Origin of the sequence: Nocardiopsis alba DSM 43377 (genome assembly GCF_000341225.1) — a bacterium.
In the GTDB taxonomy this organism is placed as follows: Bacteria; Actinomycetota; Actinomycetes; order Streptosporangiales; family Streptosporangiaceae; genus Nocardiopsis; species Nocardiopsis alba.
Genome location: NZ_ANAC01000017.1, coordinates 196224 through 205131, shown reverse-complemented (window position 1 = coordinate 205131; position 8908 = coordinate 196224). Strand labels below are relative to the sequence as shown.

General features: G+C 70.9%; 10 protein-coding genes and 1 tRNA gene. 5 read left to right on the top strand and 6 right to left on the bottom strand.

Annotation, left to right across the window (positions count from 1 at the left end; genetic code table 11):
* Positions 1-116: 116 nt before the first annotated feature.
* Both D451_RS0118815 and D451_RS0118810 read right to left on the bottom strand, forming a co-directional pair.
* Complete coding sequence (locus tag D451_RS0118815; RefSeq protein WP_017535572.1) at positions 117-1250, bottom strand: DALR anticodon-binding domain-containing protein; 1134 nt, start codon at positions 1248-1250, stop codon at positions 117-119.
* A complete protein-coding gene (locus D451_RS0118810) occupies positions 1247-1645 on the bottom strand; it encodes a response regulator transcription factor (protein WP_014912329.1) in 399 nt (132 codons plus the stop codon). The genes D451_RS0118815 and D451_RS0118810 overlap by 4 nt, the downstream gene beginning before the upstream one ends.
* A gap of 130 nt (positions 1646-1775) precedes the next feature.
* On the opposite strand from D451_RS0118810, the gene D451_RS0118805 reads away from it, so the two are divergent.
* Positions 1776-1847 (top strand) — tRNA-Arg (locus tag D451_RS0118805).
* A gap of 141 nt (positions 1848-1988) precedes the next feature.
* Here D451_RS0118805 and D451_RS0118800 read toward each other — a convergent pair.
* Positions 1989-2699 (bottom strand): exonuclease domain-containing protein, encoded by a 711-nt coding sequence (locus tag D451_RS0118800; protein ID WP_026125181.1) that lies wholly within the window; start codon positions 2697-2699, stop codon positions 1989-1991.
* Positions 2696-3709 (bottom strand): LysR family transcriptional regulator, encoded by a 1014-nt coding sequence (locus D451_RS0118795; protein ID WP_017535570.1) that lies wholly within the window; start codon positions 3707-3709, stop codon positions 2696-2698. Before D451_RS0118795 ends, D451_RS0118800 begins: the two co-directional genes overlap by 4 nt.
* 73 nt (positions 3710-3782) lie before the next feature.
* Between D451_RS0118795 and D451_RS0118790 the strand changes: the two genes are divergently transcribed.
* From D451_RS0118790 to D451_RS0118775, 4 genes are all read left to right on the top strand, one after another.
* Positions 3783-4745: a DMT family transporter gene (locus tag D451_RS0118790; protein WP_017535569.1), complete on the top strand. Its 963-nt coding sequence runs from the start codon at positions 3783-3785 to the stop codon at positions 4743-4745.
* Positions 4746-4802: 57 nt separating this feature from the next.
* Complete coding sequence (locus tag D451_RS0118785) at positions 4803-5309, top strand: LURP-one-related/scramblase family protein (RefSeq protein ID WP_014908267.1); 507 nt, start codon at positions 4803-4805, stop codon at positions 5307-5309.
* A gap of 87 nt (positions 5310-5396) precedes the next feature.
* Positions 5397-6614: a sensor histidine kinase gene (locus tag D451_RS0118780; RefSeq protein WP_017535568.1), complete on the top strand. Its 1218-nt coding sequence runs from the start codon at positions 5397-5399 to the stop codon at positions 6612-6614.
* Positions 6602-7246 (top strand): response regulator, encoded by a 645-nt coding sequence (locus D451_RS0118775; RefSeq protein ID WP_017535567.1) that lies wholly within the window; start codon positions 6602-6604, stop codon positions 7244-7246. The genes D451_RS0118780 and D451_RS0118775 overlap by 13 nt, the downstream gene beginning before the upstream one ends.
* Here D451_RS0118775 and D451_RS0118770 read toward each other — a convergent pair.
* Positions 7243-8154, bottom strand: coding sequence for a bile acid:sodium symporter family protein (locus D451_RS0118770; RefSeq protein ID WP_014908827.1), 912 nt, complete (start codon positions 8152-8154; stop codon positions 7243-7245). The genes D451_RS0118775 and D451_RS0118770 overlap by 4 nt on opposite strands.
* Before the next feature lie 200 nt (positions 8155-8354).
* Complete coding sequence (locus D451_RS0118765) at positions 8355-8906, bottom strand: ATP-binding protein (RefSeq protein ID WP_014909940.1); 552 nt, start codon at positions 8904-8906, stop codon at positions 8355-8357.
* Positions 8907-8908 lie beyond the last annotated feature (2 nt).

The window sequence follows — 8908 nt, the reverse complement described above, 5'->3', positions numbered from 1 at the left end:
ACAGTCCGTGATCATGGCAGGTTCAGAGTCGTCTCGCAGGGCTTTTGAGATGAGCTCTAAGCCGATCGGAACACAGGGGTCGGGATCGTCCCACGGGATCCATGCGATCGGGGGGTCTACAGCCTTGTGGGCGCCGATACCCCGAGCAGGAAGAGTCCGGTGTCGAGCACCCCCGCGACGGCCGCGGGCAGGGCCGGGTCGAGAGCGGCCCGCGCGGGTTCTCCCCCGTCGGCCCCTCCGGCCCCGGCGGTGGAACCCGTTCGCCACTCATCGTAGGCACTGGTCAACGCTTCCAGGTATCGGACCAGGATATGGGGTTCCTCTCGGCGCGCGGCCGTCTCCAGGACACCGGGGCCATCGAAGAGCAGCCCGCGCACCGCCGCGTTCTCCCGATGCCGGCACCCGGCGCCGACGTCCTCGCATCGCCCGATCTCCCGACCCTCGCGGGCCCAGCGCAGACTGCTCAGAGCGTGAGCGTGCGCGTAACGCATCCGAAAGGCCGGGTTGGCGTCGGTGAACCGGACCCAGGCCCCGGGATGTTCGGCCGAGGGGAGCGCGGGCAGGTCACGGCCGGTGGTCTCGTTCTCCCGGGGGCGTTCGGGGATGGAGCGGCAGAAGGCCACCCGGGCGCTGTCCTCGCCGATCCGCCCCAACGCGCGGCCGGCCGGGGTGTACAGATCCAGGCGATCGGCGTCCAGGTAGCGATCGCGCCAGGAGACCTCCCCCTCGGGCCCCGGCGGCGGAGGCGTGGCGCCCACCGCCATCGCGATGCGGGCCCGCGCGTCGGCGCGGGCATAGCGACGGGCCTGGGCGACGGGTCCGGCCTCGTGCAGTTCCGTCCGGGGCCACTCCCCCGTCCCGGTCCAGGCGCGGCCGGTGAGGAAGCGCGGGCCGTCGGCGGCGGCCCGCAGCAGGTTCTCGCGTTGAAGACAGGTGAAGGTGACGTCGACGAACCCGCGGGCGTCGGCGACCACCTCGGCGAAACCGGCGTCGGTGTCGCCCTCCTCGGCCATCGTGTCGACCTGGGCGACGATGCGTCCGGAGACCAGGAGACGAGGATCGCCGTCCCCCTTCTCGGGCAGTCGATCGCGGACCCGCCCCACCAGGCGGAGCGGCAGGGCGATGGAGGCGTCGGCCCGGCCTCCGGCCTGATCGGCGCGCGGCCAGACGAAGGGGACGTCGGCGTCGTCGATGTCGAAGGCGCGTCTCGCGGCGCGACGGACGACCGCCTCCAGAGAGCGAGGGGTCACGCGGCTCCCCCCACGCCGCCGTCGCCGTCGCCGAGCAGGGCCCGAATGAGGTCGACCAGCTCGTCGGGGTCGAAGGGCTTGGTCAGGTAGTCGTCGACTCCGATGCGTTCACCACGTCTTCGGTCGTCGGCCTGGGCCCGGGCGGTCACCATGACGATGCACCGGTCGTACCCGTCCGAACGCAGACGCTCGACGGCCGCCCAGCCGTCGAGTCGGGGCATCATCACGTCCATGGTGATGACGTCGGGTCGGATGTGGCCGACCCGTTCGAGGCAGTCCTGCCCGTCCATGGCGGTGAACACCTCGAACCCCTCCAGTTCGAGGTTGAGGCGGATGAGTTCGCGGATCACCTCGTCGTCCTCGACGACGAGAACCCGGGCGGGAAGGGCGTTCACGGCCGTGACACTACCGTCGCCGGGCGCGGCGGCACCACTGGAACCCGGTATCGACCACCTCCCCGGCCCGGTCTCGAAAGCGATGGGACGAACGGCCCCCGACCCCTGCTACAGTTGTTCTCGCAGCAGCGCCCCCTTAGCTCAGGGGATAGAGCACCGGCCTCCGGAGCCGGGTGCGGAGGTTCGAATCCTCCAGGGGGCACGGAACGAACGGGAACATCCATCGGATGTTCCCGTTCTCGCGTTTCCACCCCCGTGACGTCCGTGTTCGCCCTCGGCGTGAGGATCATCCGTCGACGCGGCCCGAGGCGGGCGCGGGGGCCGGCCTCGGGCGGGGTCCGGATCAGACGGTCGCGGGGGTGTAGGGCCAGGCGCCGTCGACGACGGCCTCGGGGTCGCGACGGCGCAGGTACTCCTGGAAGCTCGCGGCCTGCTCCGCCTTCCAGGCGATCTGGGCGGTGTGCAGTTCGGCGGCGGACATCTCGGCGATCTCCGGGTGGGTCGCGGCGATCCGCCAGGCCAGCCGTGCCGCCGCCAGGGCGTCGGCGGCCGCGCCATGGGCCTCCTCCGCCGCCAGGGGCACCTCGTAGTGGGCGCACACGTCGACGAGCTTGCGCGATCCGCGCCGGTAGGTGTCGACCCTCTTGTCCAGGACGAGCGGGTCCACGACCAGCGGTTGCGCGGGCAGAGGGCGGCCCGGGCGGTGACGGGCGATCTCCCGGTCGAGCAGGGTCAGGTCGTAGGGGGCGTTGTAGACCACCACGGGCAGCCCCTCGGCGACGACGGCCTCCAAGGCGTCGGCGATCTCCGCCACGACCTCGGCTGCGGGCCGACCCTGTTCACGGGCCCGTTCCGTGGTGATGCCGTGGATCTCCGCGGCGTCGGCGGGGATCTCGACACCGGGGTCGGCCAGCCAGGAGAGGACCTCCTTGCTCCGACGTTCGGGGTCGATGCGCCACAGGGCGGCGGTGACGATCCGGTCGCCCTCGACGTCCAGTCCGGTGCTCTCGATGTCGAAGGCGGCCATGGGACGTGTGTGCCATGCAGTGTTCACTGGGTTCCTCGCGGTTCCGGTTCGTCGATGCTGTCGGGCTGTGCGGTCGGGACCGCGTGGTGTCGGCCGGGACCGTCCGAAGACGTTCCCGAGGGTTCGAAAGGGGTGTCCGTACCGAGGAGGGCTCCGACACACGCCCGGACGGCGGGCGTCTCGGTGTCGGATCGCCAGACCGCCCGGATCACCCGGCTCAGGGGAGGATCGGTGGGGAGGAAGCGCACCCCCGCGGGGGCCGTGCGCCGTCCCAGGTCGGGTACCAGGGCGACGGCCAGGCCCGCGGCCACCAGCTCGAGCTGAGAGGGGATCTCGGCGAGTGTGTACCTGATGTCGGGTTCCACCCCGCGGGAGCGCAGGGCCTGGAGGATCGCCTCGTAGGGTTCGGTCCCCTCCGGGCAGCTCGCCCACAAGACCCCGTTCGTCCCGTCGCCGTCCCCGAGTTCGGCGAGGTCGACGGAGTCGCGTCCTCCCAGGGGGTGCTCGGGCGGAAGCGCCAGGTAGACCCTCTCGTCCACGAGGTCGGCGGTGCGGACCCCGGCGGGCAGCGCCACCGGTCGGCTGGACCAGCTCTCGGCCAGTACGAGGTCCAGGTCGCCGCGCAGGAGATCGGGCAGCAGGGACACCACCTCTCCGTCGCGCAGGGTGGGGGCCAGCCGAGGGTGCCGGGCGAGCAGGTCGGAGAGGGCTCCGGGCAACAGGCTGCGGACCGCGCTCCCCACCCCGCCCAGCCTCAGCGGTCCGAGGATCTGCCGGTCGAGGGCGGCCAGATCGGTCTGGGCCGCGTTCACCTGTTCGAGGACGCGGGAGGCGTGCCCCGCCAGGACCCTGCCCGCGTGGGTGAGTCGCACACTCCTGCCCTGGGGTTCCAGCAGTCGCTGGCCCGCCTCTCGCTCCAACTTGGTGAGCTGCTGGGACATCCCCGACGGTGTCACGTGCAGAGCCCGCGCCGCGCTCGCGATGGAACCGTGCGTCTGCACGGCCACCAGCGCTCTCAGTCGTTCGATACTGAACACATAAGGAACACTACCGAGTATCGACGACAAAACATTGCTTTTGTTTTCCAGTCGCTCCCGACAAGCTGTTCCCATGGCACGACAGGAGAAGAGCCGGGAAGAGCGGGAGACATCACGTTCGTCCCCGGGTGGACTGGGAGCCCTGCTGGAGCGGGCCGAACCGACGACGCTCGCGGTGATCGGTTCCGGCTGCACCTCGGCGACCGGGGTCTTCGTGAAGCTGTCCGGGGCGAACGCGGGGACCGCCGCCTTCCTTCGCTGCGCTCTCGCACTGGTCGTCCTCGTGCCGATGGCCCTGTCCGAACTGCGCCGCGTCGGGCCCCGTCTCGGGCGTCTCCTGGGCCTGGACGCGGCCGCCGGGCTGCTCCTGGGCGTGGACTACGTGTTCTGGGCCGCGAGCATCCACCACGTGGGGGCCGGGATCGCGACCGTACTGCTCAACGTCCAGGTGGTGGTCTTCCCGCTGTTGGCCTGGATCCTGTTGGGCGACCGGATCTCGCGGAGTTTCCTCGCCGCGCTGCCGGTCATGCTCATGGGGCTGGCCCTGGCGGCCGGCGCCGTGGGAGCGGGAGGCGTCGGCGTCGAGGACGGCGAGGGGAACCCGTGGCTGGGACTGGCCTACGGCGTGGCCGCCGGTGTCACCTACGCCGGCTACCTGTTCCTGTCCCGACTCGCCGGAGGCCGGGGCCACACGGTCACCCCGGTGTGCGTCTCCACCCTGACCGCCGCCGTCGCGGCCGGGACCCTGGGCGCCCTGTGGAGCGGGATCGATCTGGTGTCACTGGACGCCATGGCCTGGCTCTGGCTGTCCCTGCTGGCGCTGACCGGACAGGTTCTGACCTGGCTGCTGGTCGGCTCGGCCCTGCCCCGCCTTTCGGCCACCACCGGCGCCGCGGTCCTGGTCCTGCCTCCCGTGATGGCGGTGCTCTTGGGCGCCATCGTGCTGGGCGAGAGGGCGACCCCGCTTCAACTGGTCGGCTGCGCGCTGGTGGTCCTGGCGATCTGGCTGTCCCAGCGGCGCGCCCGCGCCTCGTGAGCGAACACGTGCCCCTCCGGCTATCGGTGAGTCGGTCGGGTGGACTAGCTTCGGGGCATGAAATTCCTGGTACGCGAACGCGTCTTCGACATCGGCGACGACTTCTGGGTGACCGACGAGCAGGGCTCCAAGGTGTTCTGGGTGGACGGCAAGGCCCTGCGGCTGCGCACCACCTTCGAGCTCAAGGACCCCCGGGGGAACGTCCTCATGGTGATCCGCAAGAAGCTCTTCAAGGTCCGTGACCAGATGCGGGTGGAGCACGACGGCAAGACCGTCGCCACCGTCCGCAAGCGGCTCTTCAACCCCATCCGGGACAAACTCGAGGTGGAGATCGAGGGCGGCCCCGACTGGGAGGTCGTGGGGAGCTTCTTCGACAAGGAGTACACGATCGGCGATAAGGAGGGCACCGTCGCCGTCGTGTCCCGCAAGTGGTTCCGGATGCGCGACACCTACGCGGTCGACGTCAACACCCACCGCCACGACCTCGGCGGGGACCCCGCCCTGGTGCTCGCCGTCGCGGTCGCCGTGGACGCGCTCACCGGTGACGACGGCGACGACGACTGAGCCGGATACGGTGGCCCGCTGTAGTGCTCGAGGCGGCCCGGCTCGGCCAGACTGACGGCACGTCGTCGAGAAGAGCGGGGATACGGAATGCGGTACGCGTGGGGCCGGGCGTGGAGAGCCTGTGGGTATCTCCTCCTGGCCGGGGCCTCGGGTCTGGCCACTCTGGTGATGATGCCCTTGGGCGTGGCCGTCGTTCTACTGATCGTGGTCGGCGGGGTGGGCCTGCTCCTCCTCCCCCGCTGCCTGGTCCTGTCGGTGCGCTGGACCGACCTGCACCGGCGAAGGGCCGCCCGCTTCCTGGGCGAGGAGGTTCCGGAGCTGCCGGTCCCCGCCGCCACGTACCTGCGGGAGATGTGGCGCGAACCCTCCGTGCGCCGTTCTCTGCGCTGGATGCCGGTGTTCACCCTGGTGAGCGTGGTTCTGGGGATGCTGGCGGTGTTCCTGCCCGGGATGGTGCTCAACACCGTCCAGACCCTGATGTGGTGGGCCCTCCCCGTCGCTCTGCGCCCGGAGCCCTACGGAATCGCGATCGACGGTTGGGGCATCGCCCTGGTCACGGTCGCCGGCCAGGTGCTGTCCTTCGTCGTGCTCGCGCTGTGGGTGGTCCCCGCGTCGGCCAGGGCGCACGCCCGCCTGTGCCTGCGTCTGTCCGCCCCGACCGAGGCGGAGCTGTTGACGGAGAGGGTGGACCGGTTGAGCCGGACCCGGGCCGAGGTGGTGGACTCCCATGGTGCCGAGCTCCGGCGGATCGAACGCGACCTGCACGACGGCACTCAGGCCCGGCTGGTGGCGATCGCCATGCAGCTCGGGGTCGCCCGTGAGGCGGTGTCGGATCCGGCCGTCGCCGCGCTCCTGGAGCGGGCCCATCAAGGGGCCGAGGAGGCGATGACCGAGCTGCGCGAGGTGATCAGGGGCGTCTACCCGCCGATCCTCGCCGACCGCGGGCTGGCGGGGGCGTTGACCGCGTTGGCCGCCCGAAGCGCGGTACCGGTGCGGCTGGACCTCGATGATCCGGGAGAGCTGCCGGTGTCGGTGGAGACCGCCGCCTACTACGTGGTCACCGAGGCGGTCTCCAACGCCTCCCGGCACGCGGACGCGGAGACGATCTCGGTGGTCCTGTCCCGAAGCCCGGGACTGCTACGGGTGGAGGTCCACGACGACGGCCGGGGCGGGGCCGACGAGAACTCGGGGAGCGGGCTCCCCGGACTGCGACGCCGGGTCGCGGCCCTGGACGGACGGGTGTCGGTGAACAGCCCCGCGGGCGGGCCGACCGTGATCGAGGCGGAGCTGCCGTGCGCATCGTGATCGCCGAGGACAACGTGCTGTTGTCCGAAGGGTTGAGGTTGCTGTTGGGGACCAGGGGCCACGAGGTGGTGGCGGTGGCCGAGGACGCGCCCTCCTTCGCCGAGGCCGTGCGTCGACACTCCCCCGACCTGGCCGTGGTCGACGTACGGCTGCCGCCGGACTTCCGGGACGAGGGGATCCGCGCCGCCATCGCGGCCCGGGTCGAACGTCCCGGGCTTCCCGTCCTGGTGCTGTCGCAGTACGTGGAGCAGGACTACGCGGGCGAACTGCTCTCCGACGGTCGTGGCGGTGTGGGCTACCTGCTCAAGGACCGGGTGGGTCGGGTGAGCGAGTTCGTCGACGCGCTGGACCGGGTGGCCGCGGGCGGCACCGTGATGGACCCGGAGGTGGTGTCGCAGCTGCTGACCCGCCGGCCCCGGGATCCGTTGGAGTCGTTGACCGCGCGAGAGCGCGAGGTGTTGGCCCTGATGGCCGAGGGACGCGACAACGCCGGGATCGCCGGGCGCCTGGTGGTGACCACCAACGCGGTGCACAAGCACATCGGCAACATCTTCGCCAAGCTGGGTCTGGCGCCCACCGACAGCGGTCACCGTCGGGTCCGCGCCGTCCTCGCCTACCTGGAACATCGCTAGTTCGTGCTTCTGTGGACCGTTCCTCCCACGCCGGCCGCACGATCCCGTGTCTCACGGCGGGCGAGCAGGAGTCCGGCCCCCGCCGCGGTGAAGAACATCAGTACCCCGTAGACGGCGGAGGGGACGGCGATCTCGGTGCTGCCCAGGACCGTCACCGCGATGGTGAGCGACAGCGTGGTGTTGTGCAGGCCGATCTCCATACAGGAGGCGACGGCCTCGGGGCGGCGGGTGCCGATCATACGGGGCGCCCAGTAGCCGACGGTGAGGCTGACCAGGTTGAAGATCAGCACCATGAGCCCGACCGCGACGATGTACCTCGGCAGATTCGCCCACTCGGCGGCGATCGCTCCGACGATCACCGCGACCAGCACGAGGACGGAACCGATCTTGACGGGCCGTTCCATCCGATCGGCGAAGGCGGTCGCCCTGGCCCGGACGGCCATTCCGATCACGACGGGGATCAGGACGACCGCGAAGACCTGGAGCAGCTTCCCGGTCTGGAGACCGATGGAGCCGCCGTCGGTGAAGTACCGGAGCGAGAGTCCGGTGACGATCGGCAGGGTCACCATGGCGGTGAGCGAGTTGATGGCGGTCAGGGAGATGTTGAGGGCGACGTTGCCCTTGAACAGGTGGCTGTACAGGCTCGCCGTGGTACCGCCCGGCGAGGCCGCCACCATCATCATGCCGACGGCGAGCATGGGCGAGAGGTCGAAGCGGGAGACGAAGAGCAGGACCAGCCCGAAGCAGACGATCGGCAGGAGGACGATCTGGCACCCCAGGACGAGGACGATCGTCCAGGGCATCGAGAGCAGGCGGGTGAAGTCCCGCGTGGTGAGGCCCAGACCGAGGCCGAGCATGATGACGCCGAGGGCGATCGGCAGGCCGATCGTCGTGAGGACCGAGTCCATGGGGGCACCTTGGGGGGAGGGCCGGCGGGGCGGCGGGGCGGTCGAGGCGTCGACGGACCGTACCCGGGACGCAGAGCGCGTGATCCATGCCACATCTCGCCTTCAGGCTGAGAATGGTGGCACGTGACACGGCCTCTGACAAGCCCCCTCATCGGCTCGACCGGGGCCACGCGGACCGGGCCCTCTCCCTCGGGAGACCCTCAGGCCGCGGGCCAGGAACTGCCGGTCAGGTCGTAGGCCAGGTGGAACCACACCTTGCGGATGCTGGGGTGCCCGTTGTCCCCCCAGGTGGTGGCGAAGCTGTCGATCAGGGCCAGGCCCCGCCCGTCCTCGGCGGTGAGTCGTTCCTCGGGCGCCGCCGCGAACAGACGCCCCCCGCCTTCCTCCAGGGCGCTGGAGGGCATCCCGTTGTCCCGACAGGTCACCGTCATCCCGTTGGGTCCCCGGTCGACGCGGATCACGAAGGTCTGACCGGGCTCCCCCGAACGACTGTGCCGGATCGCGTTGGTGGCCAGCTCGGCCCCGAGCAGGGTGAGCACGTACCGGTAGTCGGCGTCACGGCCGGCCGCGCAGGTCTCCAGGAAGGCCCGCACCAGCGGCACGCTCACCGGTTCCCCGGAGAACTCCCATCGCCGTTTGGTGAACGGCACCGGCACCCGCCCGTTGAAGTAGTGCCGGTACTCGCCCGGAACCCTCGCGAGGACGTTGTCCTCGGTGCTGGTGAGGGTCGGCACGGCGACGAGCATGGGCATGG

Coding starts and splice junctions, on each gene's coding strand:
- D451_RS0118785 (WP_014908267.1), top strand. CDS start 4,803: ATGAAATTCCTGGTACGCGAACGCGTCTTCGACATCGGCGACGACTTC.
- D451_RS0118790 (WP_017535569.1), top strand. CDS start 3,783: ATGGCACGACAGGAGAAGAGCCGGGAAGAGCGGGAGACATCACGTTCG.
- D451_RS0118780 (WP_017535568.1), top strand. CDS start 5,397: ATGCGGTACGCGTGGGGCCGGGCGTGGAGAGCCTGTGGGTATCTCCTC.
- D451_RS0118770 (WP_014908827.1), bottom strand. CDS start 8,154: ATGGACTCGGTCCTCACGACGATCGGCCTGCCGATCGCCCTCGGCGTC.
- D451_RS0118765 (WP_014909940.1), bottom strand. CDS start 8,906: ATGCCCATGCTCGTCGCCGTGCCGACCCTCACCAGCACCGAGGACAAC.